Genomic DNA, 18,969 nt, shown 5'->3' on the forward strand with positions numbered 1-18,969 from the left:
GTCAATCCGCGACCCGGATGCTCAGGGTGTTGGCAATGCGATTGCCGACCCCGGCGCTCTGGCTCATCTGCACGACACCCCGGCTGCCGGCAAAGGCCTGGTCGCTGGTAACGACCTGCCGGCTACCCGTGGTGGCGTCCATCGAGCCTGAGTTCACTGGCAGCGCGACGTTCTGCTGGGAAAGCACGCTGTCATCGACGCTCTGCGGAATCGCGCTGACGCTGATCCGCATGGCGTTCACTTGCTGGTTGGCGGCCCCGGCTGCCTGGTTCACGCCCAGGGCTCCGTTACCGTTGGTGAAAGCGTTGCCGGTGATGCTGGCGGACGCGGCCTGGCTGGGGTCGACGAAGGCGTTGACCGTTTGCCGGAACTGGGTGGTGGCCTGGGCGTTGCTGCCGATGGCAATGGCTCGGCCGTTAGCCTGTTGCTGTGCATCCCCGGCGGCCTGGTTCACGCTGGCGACGCCGCGGTAATTGCGTACGGCGCTGTCGATGCTGGCGTTGTTGACCGTCGAAGGATCAGCAGCCAGGGCCGTGACGCTGCAGAGCAGGAGAGGGAGAGCGAGCAGGCGGGTGTTCATCTCAGCGGTCCCCCGTCAGCATGCGCAGGGGCGAAAGCCCTTGCTGGACGGTGCGGTTCACCGAGTTGGAGATGCCGGCGCCGCCACCGGCCGCACCCGCGCCCATGCTGTTGCCGTTGAGGGTCTGGTTGGCGCCGTTGTCCATGCCGACCAGCTGGCCTCCGGGCAGGATGTGCCGTTGCAGGCTGGAGCCACTGGTGACACCGGCGAAGTCGCTGTCGCTCAGCTCCGCGTTTCCGGTCTGGCGCACGATCTGCTCGGAAATGTTCGGGTTGACGGTGATCGGGTTTGGGTCGGGAATGTCGGTCGGCCGGGTGGCGACGCGTGGCTGCACCTGGCGTTGCAGGACGATGGTGCCGTCGCCGGCTTGTGCAACCGGGCACAGCGGGACGCTGGCCGCGCCGCAAGCGAGCGTGACGAGAATGCCGACTATCCGTGAGTCGATGTTCCCCATGATGGCGGTTCCTTCTTGGTGCGCTGAGCCCTAACCAGCGGTACCAAGGAGGAGCAGTTGCTGTGCCGCTTTTAAACTGTCATTGAGAATCAATGACATGGCGCGAGGCCATGTGAGCCATTGGGGGGCGAGTGTTTCCACGCTGATACAGAACTGCCGTGCCAAAGCGCTTCGCAGGCCCTAGAACGGGGCCTTTATCACGGGTGAAGCGGATTCTGTTTCGTCGGTGATACACAACTTTGGGTGGGGAAGGGCGAGGCCCGATCCGCAGGCCTTTGCGGGGATTCGAGTGTTTCGTGGTGCTAACAGAAACGAAGAATTTGTAGGTTTTTTGGTACTTGAGTACTGCAGTCTTTTCAATGAATTAGGCATTTTGCATGATGGCGCGAACCCGCCCGGATCGCGGTTGTCTGCATCTTCCTGGCGACGGAGGCAGAGTCAATTTTGCCGAAGTGCCAACGCATGCTCTGCTTGCGCTGCGCAGGAGAAATTTTTGTGAATTTCGTAGCGATCTGCAGGCAATGCATTAGCATGCCGACGCCGCTGTGGCGCTTGGGCGCCAGGAGCAGACAGCGGGGAATAACCATTAGAAATGAGCGAGCCAGCGTGCCTCGCGGGGGACAGTAGTATGGATTTGTGGAGCGCCTTTCAGGCCTTCATCCTGGGCGTGGTCGAGGGGCTTACCGAGTTCCTGCCGATCTCCAGCACCGGCCACCAGATCATCGTGGCGGACCTCATCGGCTTTGGCGGCGAGCGGGCCGAAGCCTTCAACATCATCATCCAGCTGGCCGCCATCCTGGCGGTAGTCTGGGAGTTTCGCCGCAAGATTCTCGACATTGTCTGTGGCCTGCCCACCCAGCCCAAGGCACAGCGTTTCACCGTCAACCTGTTGATCGCCTTCTTCCCGGCGGTGGTGCTGGGCGTGGCGTTCGCCGACTACATTCACCACTACCTGTTCAACCCGATCACCGTGGCCGTGGCCCTGGTGGTGGGCGGCGTGATCATGCTCTGGGCGGAGAAGCGCCAGCACGTGATCCACGCCGAAACCGTGGACGACATGACCTGGAAGGAAGCCCTGAAGGTCGGCTGTTGCCAGTGCCTGGCCCTGATCCCGGGCACCTCGCGCTCCGGTGCGACCATCATCGGCGGCCTGCTGTTCGGCCTGTCGCGCAAGGCAGCCACCGAGTTCTCCTTCTTCCTGGCGATGCCCACCATGGTCGGTGCTGCGGTCTACTCCGGCTACAAGTATCGCGATGTCTTTCAGCCTGCGGACTTGCCGGTGTTTGCCGTCGGCTTCATCACCTCTTTCATCTTCGCGATGATTGCCGTACGCGGCCTGCTCAAGTTCATCGCCAACCACAGCTATGCGGCCTTTGCCTGGTACCGTATCGTGTTCGGCCTGCTGATCCTGGCGACCTGGCAGTTCGCCTTGATCGACTGGAGCAGCGCCAAACCCTGATCCGATTGCGAGTGAACGTGGAAAAGAACGGCACCATCAGCCGCTGGGACGATGACAAGGGCTTCGGCTTCATCCGTCCCCAGGCCGGCGGCAAGGAAGTCTTCCTGCATATCTCCGACTTTCGTGGCGACCGCCGCCCGGCAGCGGGCGACCAGGTCTGTTACGTCGAAGGCGCCGGCAAGGACGGCCGCCCCCGCGCCGATCATGCCCGTCTGGCGGGACTGGCCATCGATACTCCGGCCATTCGCCGCAGACCCGCCGCGACAGCCACCCGCGAGCGCGTTCGCAGTGGCCGCGAAGTAGCCTTCCCCAGTGCACCGAAACGCTCGCTCGGGCGCGCCTTGGTCGCCCTCGCAGTGCTGCTGGCGCTGCCCGTCATCGGCTCGGTGCTCTGGCTGAAGGAGGCTTACTTCGTCTGGTTCCTGCTGCTCTATCCGGTCTTCAGCATCCTGGCTTTCTTCGCTTACTGGCGTGACAAGCGCAGTGCCGAGCGCAACGACTGGCGTACTCCGGAACAGAGCCTGCATCTGCTGGAGTTGCTCGGCGGTTGGCCGGGCGCTTTCCTCGCGCAGCAGGTGTTCCGTCACAAGACCCGCAAGTTGTCCTTCCAGCTGGTGTTCTGGGCCATCGTCGTGCTGCACCAGCTGTTCTGGATCGACTGGCTCAGCGGTGGCCGGTTGCTGGGCTGGATTGGCGCACTGCTTGGGCTGGGCGCCGCCCCGACCTGATCGATCCAGTCAGACGGGCCAGTCGTCCTTCGAGAAGCCTTCCTCCAGGTAGTCGAGCAACGCCCGCACCGCCGGCAGGATGCCGCGCCGGTGCGGGTAGACTGCCTGCAGGTAGGCCTCAGGCTCGCTCCAGGCGGGCAGTACACGCACCAGGCGACCGTCCTCCAGTTCCCCTGTGCAGTAATGCAGCGGCAGAATGGTCACGCCCAGTCCCGCCAGTGCCACGTTCTTGCGCAGGTTGAAGTCCTCCACCGCCAGTCGCGCCTCCAGCGCCACTTCCTTCACCTCACCTTGCGGGCCGGTCAGCTTCATGTGCACGCGGCGATCATTGTCGATGGCACCGAGGACGGGCAGGGTGGCCAGGTCTTCCGGCGTGCGCAACTTGACGCCCTTGAGCAGCGAGGGCGCGGCCACCAGGGCGGTCTTCGCCCGGCGCAGACGCCGCGAGATCAGCGACAGGTCCTCATCCCCCGGCGAGCGCACGCGCAGGGCGACATCGATACTCTCGTTGAGCAGGTCGACGCGGCGGTTGGTCAGCATCAGCTCCAGGTTCACCTGCGGATAGGCCGCGAGGAATCCGGGCAGCATCTCGTTCAACGAGGTTTCCGCCAGCGCCACCGGACACGACAAGCGCACCCGTCCGCGCGGTTCGGCGCTCAGTTGCGCGGCGACTTCGTCCGCCATCTCGGCTTCCACGAGCATTGCCTGGCAATGCCGGTAATAGCGCTCGCCCAGGTCCGTGAGGGCCAGTTTGCGGGTGGTGCGCTGCAGCAGGCGCACATTCAGGCGCGCTTCCAGTTCCGCTACGCGCCGCGACAGGCGGGACTTCGGCAGGCCCAGCAGGCGTCCGGCGGCGGCGAAGCCTCCAGCTTCCACCACCTTGGCGAAATAGAAGAGATCATTGAGGTCCTGCATGGGATTGTCCTGCTGGTGAGACGAATCATTGCATTTTTGCCGACTTATCGAAGATTGGCTACATGCGTAGTCTTGCCTCCAACGACGAATTCCTCCGCCAACTCACTTGGCGTCATCGACTGGAGAAGACTCATGAAACTGCTGCACATTGATTCGAGCATCCTTGGCGACAACTCCACTTCCCGCCAGCTGAGCGCTGAACTGGTCGCTGCCTGGGCCGCCGCCGAGCCCGGCGTCGAAGTGACCTACCGTGACCTGGCCGCCGACGCCATCAGCCACCTGTCTTCTGCCAGTCTGGTTGCTGCCGGGACCCCGGCCGAACTGCGCGACGCAGCGCAGAAGCACGAAGCCGATCTGGGCGAGAAGAGCATTGAGGAATTCCTCAGCGCCGACGCCATCGTCATTGGCGCGCCGATGTACAACTTCTCCATCCCCAGTCAGTTGAAGGCCTGGATCGACCGTATCGCCGTCGCCGGCAAGACCTTCCGCTACACCGAGAGCGGTCCGGAAGGCCTGGCCGGTGGCAAGAAAGTGATCATTGTGTCCACTGCCGGTGGTATCCATGCCGGCCAGCCCAGCGGTGTCGCCCACGAGAACTACCTGGAGCTGGTGCTTAACTTCCTCGGGATCACCGATATCGAGGTGGTGCGTGCCGAAGGTCTGGCCTACGGTGACGAGCCGCGCCGCAACGCCATCGCCGGCGCCCAGGCGAGCATCGCCAGCCAGTTCGCCGCCGCCTGATCGCTGCCGTGAGCAGAAAAAGCCCCGCCCATGCGGGGCTTTTTGCGCCTGGGCACTGCCGTCTGTCTGCGGGCACGGAGCCAGTCCCGCTGGCGCGTACTATGCAGAGGTTCTCTCCAGGCGGCGCCCGGCGGTCTCTGCATTCACCAACAAGCCTCGTGGCGCCTGATCTGGAGACAAATCGGAGCGAACTGCACCATGGCGAGGCGCCTGTTCTGGTTCCTGTTGCTCGTTACCTTCAGTACCGCGAGTTGGGCGGCGCAGGGCTGGAATGTGGGTTTTCACCGCCTGCAGGTGAGCGACCCGCTGGACCAGCAACCGATGAAGGCCATCGCCTTCTATCCCACGCGCGCATCCGAACAGCCCCTGCACCTGGGTAATTTCATCCTCGATGTCGCCTATGAAGGGCAGACTGCCAACGGTCGCTTCCCGCTGCTGGTGATGTCCCATGGCAACTACGGCACACCGCTGGCCCATCGTGACCTGATCGAGGCGCTGGTGCGCAAAGGCTTCGTGGTGGTGACCCTGCTGCATCCCGGCGATAACCTGCATGACCACAGCCGCCTGGGCGCGATGAGCAACCTTTACGGGCGGCCGCTGCAGGTGTCGGAAACCATCAGCGCCGCCTTGCTCGATCCCAAGGTTGCGGCCATTGCCGATCCGCGCAAGGTCGGGGTGATCGGCTATTCCGCCGGTGGTGAGACTGCGCTGATCCTGGCCGGCGCCCAGCCACGCCTGGAACGGTTGATCAAATATTGCCAGGAGCGCCCGGACGACCGCGATGCCTGCAGCGAGAAGGGCCAGGTGCGCGCCGATCGCAATGATCTGGTGCCGATGGCCGATCCGCGCATCGGCGCGTTGCTGTTGCTGGCGCCGCTGAGCCTGATGTATGGCGTCCATGAGCTGGAAGACGTGCAGGTACCGGTGCTGCTCTATACCGGCAACGATGACAAGATTCTCGACTGGAAGAAAAATGCCGGCGCGCTGGCGCGCAAGCTGCCGCAGCAGGCGGACCTGCGAGTGCTGGATGGGGCAGGGCACTTTGTCTTCATGTCGCCCTGTTCGGAGGAGGAGAAGGAAGCTACGCCGGATCTCTGCACTGACACCCAGGGATTGGACCGGCAGGCCATCCACCGTGACCTGGCGGCCTCGGCGGCGGAATTCTTCGATGTCAGTCTCGGTAGCGCGACGATGCAGACGTCGGGGCGTTGATCCGGGGCTGAGCAAAAAGGTGCCCCTTGTAGGAGCGAGCTTGCTCGCGAATAGGTTTCCCGGCTGCACTGGTGTCAGACAGGTTCGCGAGCAAGCTCGCTCCTACGAAGATCAAGGAGCAAGAAAAAGCCCCGCACTGGGCGGGGCTTTTTCATTGCAGCTTGGCGTTGATCAGACGATCACGCCCTGGCTGCGCAGGTAGTCATCGTAGCTGCCGCTGAAGTCGGTCACGCCGTTTTCCGACAGTTCGATGATGCGGGTGGCCAGGGAGGACACGAACTCGCGGTCATGGCTGACGAAGATCAGGGTGCCCGGATAGTTCTCCAGCGCGAGGTTGAGCGACTCGATGGATTCCATGTCCAGGTGGTTGGTCGGCTCGTCCATCACCAGCACGTTGGGGCGCTTGAGGATCAGCTTGCCGAACAGCATGCGGCCCTGTTCACCACCGGAGATCACCTTCACCGACTTCTTGATGTCGTCGTTGGAGAACAGCATGCGGCCGAGGGTGCCGCGCACCAGTTGCTCGCCGCCCTGGGTCCACTGGGCCATCCAGTCGAACAGGTTGTAGTCGTCCTCGAAGTCCTCGGCGTGGTCCTGGGCGAAGTAGCCCACGTCCGCGCTGTCGGTCCACTTCACTTCGCCGGCGGTGGGCGACATGTCGCCCACCAGGGTGCGCAGCAGGGTGGTCTTGCCGATGCCGTTCGGACCGATGATCGCGATGCGCTCGCCGGCTTCCACCTGCATGCTCAGGTTCTTGAACAGCGAGGTGCCGTCGAAGCCCTGGCTGACCTTCTCCAGGGTCACTGCCTGGCGGTGCAGCTTCTTGTGCTGCTCGAAGCGGATGAACGGGCTGACGCGGCTGGACGGCTTGACCTCTTCCAGCTGGATCTTGTCGATCTGGCGTGCACGGCTGGTGGCCTGCTTGGCCTTGGAGGCGTTGGCCGAGAAGCGGCTGACGAAGGTCTGCAGCTCGGCGATCTGGGCTTTCTTCTTGGCGTTGTCCGACAGCAGGCGCTCGCGGGCCTGTTCGGCTGCGGTCATGTACTCGTCGTAGTTGCCCGGGAACAGGCGCAGCTCGCCGTAGTCCAGGTCCGCCATGTGGGTGCAGACGCTGTTCAGGAAGTGACGATCGTGGGAAATGATGATCATGGTGCTGTTACGCGCCGTGATGACGTTTTCCAGCCAGCGGATGGTGTTGATGTCCAGGTGGTTGGTCGGTTCATCGAGCAGCAGCAGGTCCGGGTCGGAGAACAGCGCCTGGGCCAGCAGCACGCGCAGCTTCCAGCCCGGAGCGACGGCGCTCATCGGGCCGAAGTGCTGGTCCAGTGGAATGCCCAGGCCCAGCAGCAGTTCACCGGCGCGGGATTCGGCGGTATAGCCGTCGAACTCGGCGAACTGGACCTCCAGCTCGGCCACGGCCATGCCATCTTCCTCGCTCATCTCCGGCAGGGAGTAGATGCGGTCGCGCTCGGCCTTGACCTTCCACAATTCCTCGTGGCCCATGATCACGGTGTCGATCACGCTGAAGTCTTCGTAGGCGAACTGGTCCTGGCGCAGTTTGCCCAGGCGCACGCCGTTTTCCAGCATCACCTGGCCGCCGGAAGGCTCCAGCTCACCGCCGAGGATCTTCATGAAGGTGGATTTGCCGCAACCGTTGGCGCCGATCAGGCCGTAGCGGTTGCCGTTGCCGAACTTGACGGAAACGTTTTCGAACAGCGGCTTGGCGCCAAACTGCATGGTGATATTGGCGGTGGAAATCAACTGACTGACCCTTGGCTGGACATGGTGCGCGCCGGGCGCGGACGGCGCGGGCGGGCAGGGAAGGCATGCGCTGTCGAACGAGGCTGACAGGCGCCTGGCAAAGCCGCTCATTATGCCACAGCCAGGCCTGCGCTGCATGCTTTGCCGCTACAGCTCCCGTTCTGCGGGCGTGTGGCAGTATCAGACAGTTGAAACCCCCCATAGTCCTGCATCAGAATTCGGTGTTCAGAATTCCGGTGGGGGCTGTATGAAAATCCTAAACGCTCAACATTCGCTCAGGCACTACCTGGAGCAGGTCAGCGACAAGCTGATCACCGTGGTCTCGGCCTCCGCCAGTGAAACCGAGTCACTGATCGAAACCCTGGTGGAAAAGGGCAATCGCCTGGACCTGCTGGTGGGCACCATCAACTCGTTCAGCTCGCCGGACTTCATCGATTTCTGCGTCCGCGATGCCGGCGCCAACGTCACCCTCCACGTCGACTTCCGCGCGCAGAACAGCGTGCATTGGAAGCTGCTCCTGATCGAGCCGGATGTGGTCGTGCTGGGCAGCGCCAACTTCACCGAAATCGGCCTGAGCCTCACTCGTGACACCTGCACCGTGATCCAGGACGCAGCGCTGTATGCCGAGTACCTGGCGCGCGTGAGCGAGATCAAGGGCATGGAAGGCGTGGTGCTGGGCCAGGACTCGCCGGCCTTCGACGAGCAGCTGGAGGAGTACCGCCAGAGCCATCGCCGCGTTCAGGCCAGCCTGGCACGCAGCGCGCAGTACCTGGACGGCGAGAGCTGGCTGGGTGACGAGACCAACCAGAGCATCCCGCTGTTCATCTGGTACAGCGACCACTCCGACGAGTCCGAAGAGCAGGCCGAAGCCTTTTTGCACGCCAGCAGCGATGGCGTGGACTGGGACGACGTGCGCGAGTTCTTCACCTACGAGTGCGCCGAGGGCGTGCTGCCCTACGAAGAGGGCGACATGGTGCTGACCGCGCGCTGCAATGGCACGCACATCGGCTTCTACACCTTCGACCGAATCCTCTACCGTAACGGCACCTACTTCATCTACTCCTACCGCAAGAAGCGCTACACCCAGCCGTTCAAGCTGGAAGATGCCAAGGAGCGCCTGAAGGACGTGATCCCGGAGTGGTACGAAGAAATGCGTACTTCGCTCAATCGCCACGACATCAATAGCGTGGTGCGCTGAGCAGCAGCCATTCATCGGCGCACAGCCTGCGACCCGACGGTTGCGCGCTGTGCGACTTGGCATTCTGCACGATGATGGCTAGCATCCTGCCAATATCTCGACGTCGCATGCCGCAGTTGCGTGAGCCCGTCAGAAACCTGTCAGGAGGCAATGGATCATGCCGCAACTTCCCCCCGATGAAGTCCCCGTCCGCCGCCGCATGCGCTGGCATTGGCGGTTGTTGACGCTGAAGATCTACATTCTCTCGGTGTTCCTGCTGGCCTGCATGCTGGGCGGCAGCGCGATGCTGTTCCTCAATGTGCTCAATGACACGCTCGAACCGGCCCAGCGCCTCGGCTCCTTCCTGGCTGGCGCGCTCATCCTGCTGCTGTGCTTCTACATCCTGCGCATGGCGCTGCCGCCGATGCCCTGGTTGCCCAGGCGACGCAGCCTGGAGTAGGCGGCCTGGAAGAAGCAAGTCAGAACGAAAAACGCCCCGTGGCATCGCTGCCACGGGGCGTTTTCCTTCGAGCCTGATCAGGTCATCAGAAGATGTTGACCGGGTACTCGACGAAGACACGCACTTCGTTGCCGTCATCGTTGTAGGAGCGGGCGTCGTTGGACACGCGCAGCCAGGAACCACGCAGCTTGACCGACAGGTCCTTGGCCGGGCCGCTCGGTACGACGTACTTCAGCTGGTTGAAGATTTCGCGCTCTTTGCCGTTGCTGGTCTCGGCGGTCTTGATGTTGTCGCCATAGACGTAGGCCACGGTGTAGCTCAGGCCCGGCACGCCGTACTCGGAGAAGTCCAGGCTGTAGCTGCCCTGCCAGGAACGCTCGTCTTCACCGTTGAAGTCCGACCAGTAGGAGTTGGCCAGCCAGATGGTGGTGCCGCCGTCGCCCAGGCCACCCTGATTCTGGTACCACCCGTAGTTATAGCCGGAATCACCGTTGTTGCGCTGGTGCGCGATCATGAAGGTGTGGACGCCGATGTTGTAGGCGGCCGACAGGCTCCAGATGGTGTTCTTGGTGCCGTCGATGCCGTTGTCGGAAGCGAAGTCTTCGTTCACGCGGGTGCGGTAGCCGTTGAAGTCCAGGGTCAGGGACTGCTTGTCGGCCACCGGGATGACGTAGTTCAGGTTCATGTACTGCTTGCGGGCGACGTCTTCGCTCTCGTAGCCGTACAGCGAGCCACTGAAGTTGTCGGTGAACTTGTAGCTGCCACCGAACACATCGATGCGCTTCAGGCCACCGCTGTCACGCCCTTCGGCGCTCTTGCGGGTTTCCGAAGTGAAGCGGCCGACGTTCAGCTCCAGGCCTTCGATCTCCTTGGAGGTGATCAGGGTGCCGGTGAAGCTTTCCGGCAGCAGGCGGGAGTTGTCGTAGCTGAGGATCGGCAGGGCCGGCATCTGGTCACCGTACTTGATCACGGTGTTGGAGAAGCGAGCCTTCACTGCGCCACCGGCGCGGGCCAGGTCATTGGCGGCTTCGCCGCTGTCGCCCTGCTTGAAGAAGTCGATGCCGGCGGCGCCGCTCTTGCCCTGGCCACCGTCCAGGCGCAGGGCGTACATGCCGAACGCGTCAACGCCGAAGCCCACGGTGCCCTGGGTGAAACCGGAGGTGAAGGTGGCGGTGGCGGCCTGGCCCCACTCTGCCTTGTCGTCGCGGCCGTGCTTGTAGTCACGGTTCATGTAGGCGTTGCGGAAGAACAGGTCCAGGTGGCTGTCTTCGGTGAAGCCTTTGGCGGTGGACTGGTCATCGGCCATTGCAGCGGTCGACGCGAGGATCCCCAGTGCGAGCAGACTGATCCGGTGGTTCAGCATCTTGATTTCCTTAATGGTGCAGCGCCAGCGAACAGAAAGAAAAAGCTCTCCGCCCCGAAGTGCGTGATCGGGGTAGGTGGAGTCCTGTGCTGGCATATTCTTTTGGTTGTATTCGGGGCGTGGTCGCCCCGGCGCCGCGGGATAATAGCAGAGGTTCGAACTTTTTCGTCCAGCCTCTGTCACGCGCCCGTCATGATTACCTGATCAGCGGTTTTGGCTACCGGATCACGCCGGCTCGCGGGGGATGGGCGAAGTCGCGGCAGGTTGCCGCGACGCCACGGTCAGCGGGAGAACGAGTGCTGGAACAGCCAGAGGCTGAGAATCAGCCCGCTGAATGCCGCAAGTGCGGCGCAGAGGAAGATCGAGCCGAAGCCGAAGCCGTTGGCGACGGCGCCCATCAGCGGCCCGGTGATGCCGAGGGACACATCGATGAACAGCGAATAGGCGCCCAGGGCGGCGCCACGATTGGAGGCAGGCACCAGGCCCACCGCTTCCACGCCCAGTGCAGGGAAAACCAGGGAGAAGCCGAAGCCGGTCAGCGCCGCGCCAGCCAGGGCAATCCAGGGCGTCGGGGCACTCCACAGCAGGAGGAGGCCGAGGCTTTCTACCGACAGGCAGGCAATCGCGACGCGGAAGCCTCCGTGGCGGTTGATCGCATTGGCGAACAGCAGGCGTGCACCGATGAAGCAGCCGCCAAAGGCGGTCAGGCAGTAGACCGCGTCCTTCCAGCCAAGGCTGGCGTAATAGAGCGTGATGAAGGTCGCGATGGTGCCGAAGCCGATGCCACCCAGCGCCAGGCCCATGCCATGGGGGAATACCCGCCCGAGCACGTGGTGGAAGGGCATCCGCTCGCCATGCACCAGGGCTGCCGCGCGTTTGGGCCAGGCCAGGGCGAAACCCAGCATGGCTAGCAGGACCACGCTGCCGCCCAGACTGGACAGCCCAAGCTGTCCGACCATCAGGACGCCCAGCGGCGCGCCGATGGCCAGAGCGCCATAGCTGGCGATGCCGTTCCAGGAGATGACTTTTGCGGTGTTCGCCGCGCCGACACGGTCAATGCCCCAGGCAATGGACGCACTACCGACCAGGCTTTCCGAAGTGCCCAGCACCAGGCGCGCGACCATCAGCAGGCCGAGGCTGATCCACGGCAGGCCTTGCATCGCCCAGGAACCGAGCATCAGTGCACCGCTAGCGGCGCAGCCGACCATGCCGTAGAGCACGGCGCGCTTGGGCCCGAGGGTGTCGATCACTTTGCCGGCGTAGGGGCGGGTCAGCAGAGTGGCCAGGTACTGGATGCTGATGACCAGGCCAGCCATTACCGAGCCGAAGCCCAGGTCGCTGTGCACGTAGCCGGGCAGCACGGCCAGCGGGATGCCAATGGTCAGGTAGGCGATGAAGGTGAAAAGGACGACGGACACCACTTGCAGGGTGGTGGACGAGGACGAGCGGGAATCGGCGGACATGTGCTGCGGTTCGGTACGGCGAGTGGTCCTACATGATGGACCGCGTCTGGCGTGTAGGAAAGCTAGCTAACGAACTACCTGCAAGTCAGTGCCGAGTTGCAGGAGCGAGCTTGCTCGCGAACCGTTTGACACGGAGCCGGCCGGACGAATCGTTCGCGAGCAAGCTCGCTCCTACGAAAAGCGGCTCAGGCGCGGCGAAAGAGGGTGGGGTAATCGATGACCAGGCCGTCGTCATCCACGCTCAGCAGCGCCTGGAATTGCGTGCCTTCGAGGTTCTCGTAGCGATAGTGGTGGGCGTCGATCCGCGTGTAGCCCTGGCGCATCCGCACGGGCTTGAGGGCCGGCGCTTCCAGATAGACGACGGCCAGCTCCCGGCGCTCACCATGGGCCAGGTGCAGGCGGCGAATGGGGAAGGTGTTGGTGAAAGGCGACGGCCAGATGTCGATGTCCAGGCAGCCGCCCAGGTCCTCCAGCGAGTCGCCTTCGGCGTTCTGCCAGTGGCCATCGCCATCGGTCAGCAGGTGCAGCTGATGCGTGCCGCGGGCGCTTTCCACACTGAAATGCGCTTCCCGCAGACGCCATTGATCATCCCATTCCAACTGGTAGTCGAGCTGGTACGAGGGCCCGCCTGCTTCATCGATGGCGCGGAGCTGGCTCTCGGCGCGACGCTCGTCCAGCTGCAGCGACTCCCAGCTGGCCGTCGGCGCGTGCCAGATGCCTTCCCAGTCCAGCGTACGCATCAGGGCGTCTCCAGCACCAGGCCCAGGCGTTGGCGCTTCGGCAAGCGGGCGACCACCAATTGGTGCGAGCGGGTCAGCGCTTCGCGCAATTCGGCGTCGCCCATGGGGTAGGGGCGCTGCATGGCAATCCAGAAGGCCCGTGCCAGATAGGGCGCGGGGCGGATGCCGGGGCGGTCGACGTAGCCCAGGAACAGCTCCGGGCCGACCTTGAAGGCCAGGCCGCCGTTGCCGCTGTCAAGAAAATCGAGGATGGCGAACATCTTGTTGCCGGCCACCGAGAACACCCGGTTGCTACCCCACTTGATGTCTTCACGGGCGCCGGGGAGTTCCAGGCAGAAGCGGGCGATCTGTTGCGGTGTCATGTGTCGCGGTTCCCTCAGTCCCGGAAATAGACCTCGACCAGATGGTAGCCGAACTGGCTTTTAACCGGCCCCTGAACCACGCCGACCGGTTTCTTGAAGATCACCTGGTCGATGCTACGGACCATCTGGCCCGGGCGCACCTCGCCCAGGTCGCCACCGCGCTTGCCGGAAGCGCAGGTGGAATGCTTGCGCGCCAGGGCGGCAAAGTCCTCACCCTTGGCTAGGCGCTGCTTGATCTGCTCGGCTTCGGCGGCGGTCTTGACCAGGATGTGGCGGGCCATGGCGACGGGCATTGGTTTGTGTCCTTGAATGAAAGCGTTTGCGGGGCATTGTACGGCAGCAGTGATGCAGGTCGCATTTCGCGATGGGTTGCATTGTCTGGCACTGGAGTGCTCCATAGAGTCAATCAGCCAATTCTTATTCTTAGGACGCTGCTGATAGACAGCGTCTGCCGCCACCTTGCGTACGGATGCAGTTCAATGGATATCCAAGCGATGCTCAAGATCCTGGCCACCCAGGATGGTTCGGATCTTTACCTCTCCACCGGTGCTCCGCCTTGTGCCAAGTTCAACGGGGTACTCAAACCCCTGACCAACGAACCGATGAAGGCCGGCGACGTCGCCCGCATTGGCTACGGGCTGATGGATGAGGAGCAGCGCGCGGAGTTTGACCGTGAACTGGAAATGAACCTGGCGATTTCCGTCGCGGGCGTCGGCCGCTTCCGTATCAACCTGTTCAAGCAGCGTAACGAAGTGTCCATCGTGGCGCGGAACATCAAGCTGGATATCCCGCTGTTCGCCGATCTGAATCTGCCCGAAGTGCTGCTCAAGGTGGTGATGGAGAAGCGTGGCCTGGTGCTCTTCGTCGGCGGCACCGGATCGGGCAAGTCCACCTCCCTGGCGGCGCTGATCGACCACCGCAATCGCAACAGCGGCGGCCACATCATCACCATCGAAGACCCCATCGAATACGTGCACCGGCACCGCAAGTCGATCATCAACCAGCGCGAAGTGGGGGTGGACACCCGCAGCTTCCATGCCGCGCTGAAGAACACCCTGCGCCAGGCGCCGGACGTGATCCTGATTGGCGAGATCCGCGACCGCGAGACCATGGAGCACGCCTTGGCCTTCGCCGACACCGGCCACCTGGCGATCTCCACGCTTCACGCGAACAACGCCAACCAGGCGCTGGACCGCATCATCAACTTCTTCCCCGAGGAGCGCCGGCCGCAGTTGCTCAATGACCTGGGCAACAACCTCAAGGCCTTCGTCTCCCAGCGCCTGGTGCGTACCCAGGACGGCAAGCGCCGCGCAGCGGTAGAAGTTCTGCTGGGCACCGCGACCATCAGCGATATCATCAAGCGCGGCGACTTCAGCTCGATCAAGGAAATCATGGACAAGTCCCGCGCCCTCGGCATGCAGACCTTCGACCAGGCGCTGTTCGACCTGGCAGTGGAGGGCGCAATCACCGAGGAAGAAGCGGTGAAGAACGCCGACTCGGCGAACAACCTGCGTCTGAAGCTCAAGCTGTACAAGGACAACCCGGGTAGCGTCGGCAGCGCTGCCACGCCCGCAGCGGCCAAGCCTGCCGCGCCGGCTCCGGCGCCCGTCGCTCCCCCGGCCGCCGCCCAGCCGGTGGAAGCTTCCAGCTGGGGGCTGGAACTCGCGCTGGAAGAGATCGAGGCGGAAGACGCGGAGAAGCCGGTCGGCCAGTAAGCCGCCCGCTGCACACAAAAAGCCCCGGCATGCCGGGGCTTTTTCATGGATTGCAGGAGCTGCATCAAAGCAGCGAGAGGGGATAGCTGATGATCAGCCGGTTCTCGTCGAAGCTGTTGGTGCTGCCCCAGTCGCGCCGCATGCTGGAGTTGCGCCACTTGAGGTTCAGCGTCCTGAAGGTGCCGCTTTGCACCGTGTACGCCAGTTCGCTTTCGCGGCCCCATTCGCGGCCGTCGTCGGTGCTGGTGTTGTGCACGTTGCGGCCCTGGATGTAGCGATTCATCAGGGTCAGGCCGGGCACGCCGAAAGCGGCGAAATCGTAGTCATGACGCAACTGCCAGGAGCGCTCCTTGGCACTCTCATAGCTGGCGTTGTAGCTGTCGTTGGCCAGGATACCGCCGCTGGTGCCATTGACGCGGAACCACTCGTCCTCGCCCATGACCTTCTGCAGGCCGAGATAGAAGGTGCTCGCGCCGTACTTTGCCGAGAAAAGTCCAGAGAAGGTGCGGTTGTCCAGGTCACCGGCACGGGCGCTGCCGTCCTCCTTACCCCAGAAGTAGCCGATATTCGCACCGAGCACCCAGTTGCCCAGCGGTTGGCTGTGCTGCAGTTGCAGGTACTGCTGCTGGTAGATGTCCTTCAGCTGCGCATTCCACAGGCCGACCAGGGTACGGTCGCCGTTGAAGCGGTACTCGCCGCCGGCGAAGTTGAAGCGGTCGGAGGTGTAGGCCGGGCGATTGAACAGCGACATGTCTTCCATGCTGGCGTCATTGCGCGGGCTGTTCTGGCGGAACTGGCCGCCGTAGAGGGTCAGGCCGTCGATTTCCTTCGAGGTGACCTGTGCGCCCTGGAAGGTCTGCGGCAGCGAGCGGCCGTCATCCGAGCGCAGGATCGGCAGTACCACCATCCATTCACCGGCCTTGAATTCGGTTTTCGACACCTTGGCCTTGCCGGCCACCGCCAGGCGGCCGAAGTCGTCGGCGGGGCGGCCGTCGTCGTGGGTCGGCAACAACTGGGTGCCGGCCGTGCCTTTGCCGCCGTCTAGCTTCAGGCTGTACAGCCCGAGCACGTCCAGGCCTAGCCCGATGGTGCCCTGGGTGTAGCCGGAGCGGGCGTCGAGGATGAAGCTCTGTGTCCATTCTTCCGCCTTGCCCTGGCGGGCTTCGCCGACATAGTTGCGGTTCATGTAGAAGTTGCGCAGCAGCACGCTGGCCTTGGCTTCCTCAAGGAAACCGGCTTCCTCGGCGCTGGCCAGGACGGGCAGGGCGGGTAGCAGGCAGGCGCTGATGGTGAGGTGGGGCAGGTGGCGGAGCATGGGGGTTCCCTCGGCATTCTTGTCGTTGTTCGGGGCGAACGAGGCCCTCCGCGCGGCTCTGTCAGGAGCGGCGGATGGAGGTTGAAAACGGTCAGCGACTGCGGATCAGGCGATCAGCCGGGCGCGAGGGGCGTGCAAGCAAGCGTGCGAAGACAGACGGCGGGGGCGATGCACGCGCGCGGGCGTGCCAGGGAGAGCGTGAGCATGTGAACGGGCCTTTCTTATTAGTAGTTGTTGGCGGCGCATCGAGGCGGCGACTGGGGCCATAGTGGTGCTCCGCGAAGCGCCTTCGCAATTCGCCCGAGGCGTAAGCGTTCGCTGTTCGAACGGCAATTAACCAAATGGAACATTCATCCGCCGGCACTACGCGTAGGATGGCCGACACAATGCTGCGCGGGACTTGTATCGTGCGGCCTTTCAGCGGACCCGCGAGGTGCTCCCGGCTTGGCGTGACGGATTCTTTCTCCGGCGCGCCCTGCTAGGCTGTCCTGCTCTTCCTGTTGGCCTCGCGCCCGCCGCATCTGCCTAGTGAATCCGTGAGTCGATGAGTACCAGTCAATCGCCGTTGTCCGGCGTCCACCAACCCTTCAAGGGCATCCTGCTCATCGTCCTGGCGACCTTCCTGTTCTCCAGCCACGACGCGCTGTCCAAGTACCTGGCGAGCATCTATCCCATCGTCATGGTGGTGTGGGCGCGCTATGTGGTGCACACGCTGTTGATGGCGGGCATCTTCCTGCCGCGCGCCGGCCTTGCCGTGCTGCGCACCCGTCATCCCTTCCTGCAGACGATCCGCGCGCTGTGCCTGCTGGGCACCAGCTTCCTGTTCACCACCGGCCTGCAGTACATCCCGCTGGCCGAGGCGACCTCGGTGAACTTCCTCGCACCGCTGCTGGTGACGGCGCTGTCGGTACCGTTGCTGGGCGAGCGGGTCAGTGCCGGGCAGTGGGCGGCGGTGCTGGTGGGATTTGCTGGTGTGCTGATCATCGTCCACCCCGGTGGCGACCTGTTCACCCCGGCGGTGCTGTTGCCGTTTGGCTCGGCGCTGTGCTTCAGTTTTTACCAGTTGCTGACGCGCAAGCTCAGCCAGGTGGACAGCCCGACCACCAGCAACTTCTTCGCCGGGCTGTGCAACACCCTGATCGTCAGCGCACTGGTGCCGTTCTTCTGGCAATGGCCGGGGTTGGTGCATGGCCTGATGATGCTGGCCCTGGGTACCTGCGGGATGACCGCACACCTGTTCCTGACCCAGGCTTTCAAGCATGCGGCGCCAGCGCTGCTGGCACCGTTCAGCTATTGCCAGATCGTCTTCGCCGGGCTGCTGGGCTTCGTGATCTTCGGCCATACGCCGGAACCGTCGGCGCTGCTGGGTATCGCGGTGATCTGTGGCAGCGGCGTGGTTGCAGAGCCGCAAGCGGTAGACACGTTGCTCTTCCTGTAGGAGCGAGGGGGACGCCCAGTCCTTGCTCGCGAACGGATTTGCCGGCGGCTCGGGAGCTGGGCGGGTTCGCGAGCATGCTCGCTCCTATAATGTTCTGCCCGTCATTCGATCTCGAACAGGCCATGGCGGATCGGCCCGACCTGCAGGCGCTGACGCACGTCGTCGTCGATGCGCGGGTCGTCCGGCTGGTACAGCTTCACCTGGCGATAGGCGCTGATGCGGTTGATCTCCGGGCCCAGGTATTCCCAGACCACGCGAGTGCACGCCGGGGTGCGCCGGTCGCCGCTGGAAACGCCGGTCTTCAGGCCGTTGAGGCGGGTGATGCGGCTCTTGAAGCTGGGGATGAGGATCGTCTGGCTCATCTCGTTGACGGTGAGCGACTCGTAGTCCATCAGGAACACCCGGTCCTGCAGCTGGAAGGCTGCACCCAGGTAGCGGCAGCGCACCCAGTCCTCGGCCTGCACATCGGTACTGCTGGATCGCTCCTGGCGCTCCTGGCGCTCGAAGAGGAAGTTGCCGTCCTCTTCATACAGGTGCACCAGCGACAAGAGGATCGAGCCCGGCACTGACATGCAGTTGGAATACTCGAAGTAGTAGCCGCAATAGCGCGACAGGTTGCCCGCGTGCTCGCGCAAGGGACGGAGCATTTCGAGCAGCGGATCATGACGCTGACTATTCGCCGGCGAGGCACCCCGTGCGCCAATCAGTCGGGCGAACTGTTCAGGGGGCAATTGCAGCTCGTAATCCTCGACACCGAAGAAATCTCCAATCCGTTTGAGGTTGTAGGCCGTGGGTTGGCTCTGCCCACCCAGGTACTTGTTGAACTGCGCGCGGTTGATCGCAAGCTTCCGGCAAACCTCCGAAATAGAGCGGTAGTGGGCGCACAGCAGCTTGAGATTGGGGCCGAGGTTTTCGGACATTCGTGCCAGGTCCAGGTGATGCGACTGGCGCAATAATAGCGCCAAGTGGCGTCAATTCGTAGCAAGCCGCGAAATTGTTTCGCAAGGCTTCGGGCGCAACCATGCGCCCCCAGTGAGCGGGCCAGCCCCAGGTCCGTGCTCCCACAATAACAATCGAGGCCCCAGC

Annotated in this window: 19 protein-coding genes; 8 read left to right on the forward strand and 11 right to left on the reverse strand. The window is 63.5% G+C overall.

Annotation, left to right across the window (positions count from 1 at the left end):
- Window position 1: 1 nt before the first annotated feature.
- Together ACKI1H_RS20160 and ACKI1H_RS20165 are read right to left on the reverse strand one after the other, a co-directional pair.
- The gene (locus tag ACKI1H_RS20160) at window positions 2-580 is read right to left on the reverse strand and encodes an adhesin (protein ID WP_138523944.1); all 579 of its coding nucleotides are present in this window, start codon (window positions 578-580) and stop codon (window positions 2-4) included.
- A gap of 1 nt (window position 581) precedes the next feature.
- Window positions 582-1,034, reverse strand: a complete 453-nt coding sequence (locus ACKI1H_RS20165; RefSeq protein ID WP_138523946.1) for a hypothetical protein — start codon at window positions 1,032-1,034, stop codon at window positions 582-584.
- A 628-nt stretch (window positions 1,035-1,662) separates the two neighbouring features.
- On the opposite strand from ACKI1H_RS20165, the gene ACKI1H_RS20170 reads away from it, so the two are divergent.
- Complete coding sequence (locus tag ACKI1H_RS20170) at window positions 1,663-2,493, forward strand: undecaprenyl-diphosphate phosphatase (protein ID WP_440466085.1); 831 nt, start codon at window positions 1,663-1,665, stop codon at window positions 2,491-2,493.
- A 17-nt stretch (window positions 2,494-2,510) separates the two neighbouring features.
- Window positions 2,511-3,221, forward strand: coding sequence for a DUF1294 domain-containing protein (locus ACKI1H_RS20175; protein WP_440466086.1), 711 nt, complete (start codon window positions 2,511-2,513; stop codon window positions 3,219-3,221).
- 9 nt (window positions 3,222-3,230) lie between these two features.
- On the opposite strand, the gene ACKI1H_RS20180 is transcribed toward ACKI1H_RS20175, so the two are convergent.
- Entirely contained in the window at window positions 3,231-4,136 is a 906-nt protein-coding gene (locus ACKI1H_RS20180) for a LysR substrate-binding domain-containing protein (RefSeq protein ID WP_138523952.1), read from the reverse strand.
- 132 nt (window positions 4,137-4,268) lie between these two features.
- Here ACKI1H_RS20180 and ACKI1H_RS20185 point away from each other — a divergent pair, with 132 nt between their 5' ends.
- A complete protein-coding gene (locus ACKI1H_RS20185) occupies window positions 4,269-4,877 on the forward strand; it encodes an FMN-dependent NADH-azoreductase (protein ID WP_440466087.1) in 609 nt (202 codons plus the stop codon).
- A 198-nt stretch (window positions 4,878-5,075) separates the two neighbouring features.
- On the forward strand, window positions 5,076-6,089 hold the full coding sequence (locus ACKI1H_RS20190) for an alpha/beta hydrolase family protein (RefSeq protein ID WP_440466088.1): 1,014 nt from the start codon (window positions 5,076-5,078) through the stop codon (window positions 6,087-6,089).
- Window positions 6,090-6,260: 171 nt separating this feature from the next.
- Here ACKI1H_RS20190 and ACKI1H_RS20195 read toward each other — a convergent pair whose 3' ends face one another.
- Window positions 6,261-7,850 carry an ABC-F family ATPase gene (locus ACKI1H_RS20195; RefSeq protein ID WP_138523958.1) on the reverse strand — a complete coding sequence of 530 codons (1,590 nt, stop codon included), beginning with the start codon at window positions 7,848-7,850 and terminating at the stop codon, window positions 6,261-6,263.
- Between the two features lie 247 nt (window positions 7,851-8,097).
- Between ACKI1H_RS20195 and ACKI1H_RS20200 the strand changes: the two genes are divergently transcribed.
- Both ACKI1H_RS20200 and ACKI1H_RS20205 read left to right on the forward strand, forming a co-directional pair.
- The gene (locus ACKI1H_RS20200) at window positions 8,098-9,048 is read left to right on the forward strand and encodes a phospholipase D family protein (RefSeq protein WP_440466089.1); all 951 of its coding nucleotides are present in this window, start codon (window positions 8,098-8,100) and stop codon (window positions 9,046-9,048) included.
- A 157-nt stretch (window positions 9,049-9,205) separates the two neighbouring features.
- Entirely contained in the window at window positions 9,206-9,487 is a 282-nt protein-coding gene (locus tag ACKI1H_RS20205) for a hypothetical protein (RefSeq protein ID WP_440466090.1), read from the forward strand.
- A gap of 85 nt (window positions 9,488-9,572) precedes the next feature.
- On the opposite strand, the gene ACKI1H_RS20210 is transcribed toward ACKI1H_RS20205, so the two are convergent.
- The 5 genes from ACKI1H_RS20210 to ACKI1H_RS20230 form a co-directional block, all read right to left on the reverse strand.
- On the reverse strand, window positions 9,573-10,850 hold the full coding sequence (locus ACKI1H_RS20210; RefSeq protein ID WP_138523964.1) for an OprD family porin: 1,278 nt from the start codon (window positions 10,848-10,850) through the stop codon (window positions 9,573-9,575).
- Between the two features lie 281 nt (window positions 10,851-11,131).
- Complete coding sequence (locus tag ACKI1H_RS20215) at window positions 11,132-12,313, reverse strand: MFS transporter (RefSeq protein WP_138523966.1); 1,182 nt, start codon at window positions 12,311-12,313, stop codon at window positions 11,132-11,134.
- Window positions 12,314-12,498: 185 nt separating this feature from the next.
- On the reverse strand, window positions 12,499-13,053 hold the full coding sequence (locus ACKI1H_RS20220) for a putative glycolipid-binding domain-containing protein (protein WP_440466091.1): 555 nt from the start codon (window positions 13,051-13,053) through the stop codon (window positions 12,499-12,501).
- Complete coding sequence (locus tag ACKI1H_RS20225) at window positions 13,053-13,415, reverse strand: MmcQ/YjbR family DNA-binding protein (RefSeq protein WP_138523970.1); 363 nt, start codon at window positions 13,413-13,415, stop codon at window positions 13,053-13,055. Before ACKI1H_RS20225 ends, ACKI1H_RS20220 begins: the two co-directional genes overlap by 1 nt.
- A gap of 14 nt (window positions 13,416-13,429) precedes the next feature.
- Complete coding sequence (locus ACKI1H_RS20230) at window positions 13,430-13,708, reverse strand: peptidylprolyl isomerase (RefSeq protein WP_440466092.1); 279 nt, start codon at window positions 13,706-13,708, stop codon at window positions 13,430-13,432.
- A 186-nt stretch (window positions 13,709-13,894) separates the two neighbouring features.
- Between ACKI1H_RS20230 and ACKI1H_RS20235 the strand changes: the two genes are divergently transcribed.
- Window positions 13,895-15,130 (forward strand): PilT/PilU family type 4a pilus ATPase, encoded by a 1,236-nt coding sequence (locus ACKI1H_RS20235; RefSeq protein ID WP_171049495.1) that lies wholly within the window; start codon window positions 13,895-13,897, stop codon window positions 15,128-15,130.
- Window positions 15,131-15,194: 64 nt separating this feature from the next.
- On the opposite strand, the gene ACKI1H_RS20240 is transcribed toward ACKI1H_RS20235, so the two are convergent.
- A complete protein-coding gene (locus ACKI1H_RS20240) occupies window positions 15,195-16,445 on the reverse strand; it encodes an OprD family porin (protein ID WP_440466093.1) in 1,251 nt (416 codons plus the stop codon).
- A 544-nt stretch (window positions 16,446-16,989) separates the two neighbouring features.
- On the opposite strand from ACKI1H_RS20240, the gene ACKI1H_RS20245 reads away from it, so the two are divergent.
- Window positions 16,990-17,883 carry a DMT family transporter gene (locus ACKI1H_RS20245; RefSeq protein WP_440466094.1) on the forward strand — a complete coding sequence of 298 codons (894 nt, stop codon included), beginning with the start codon at window positions 16,990-16,992 and terminating at the stop codon, window positions 17,881-17,883.
- 101 nt (window positions 17,884-17,984) lie between these two features.
- On the opposite strand, the gene ACKI1H_RS20250 is transcribed toward ACKI1H_RS20245, so the two are convergent.
- Window positions 17,985-18,803, reverse strand: a complete 819-nt coding sequence (locus ACKI1H_RS20250) for a helix-turn-helix domain-containing protein (protein ID WP_138523978.1) — start codon at window positions 18,801-18,803, stop codon at window positions 17,985-17,987.
- Between the last annotated feature and the right edge of the window lie 166 nt (window positions 18,804-18,969).

Source organism: Pseudomonas sp. YH-1, assembly GCF_051990045.1.
GTDB classification, from domain to species: Bacteria; Pseudomonadota; Gammaproteobacteria; order Pseudomonadales; family Pseudomonadaceae; genus Pseudomonas; species Pseudomonas nicosulfuronedens.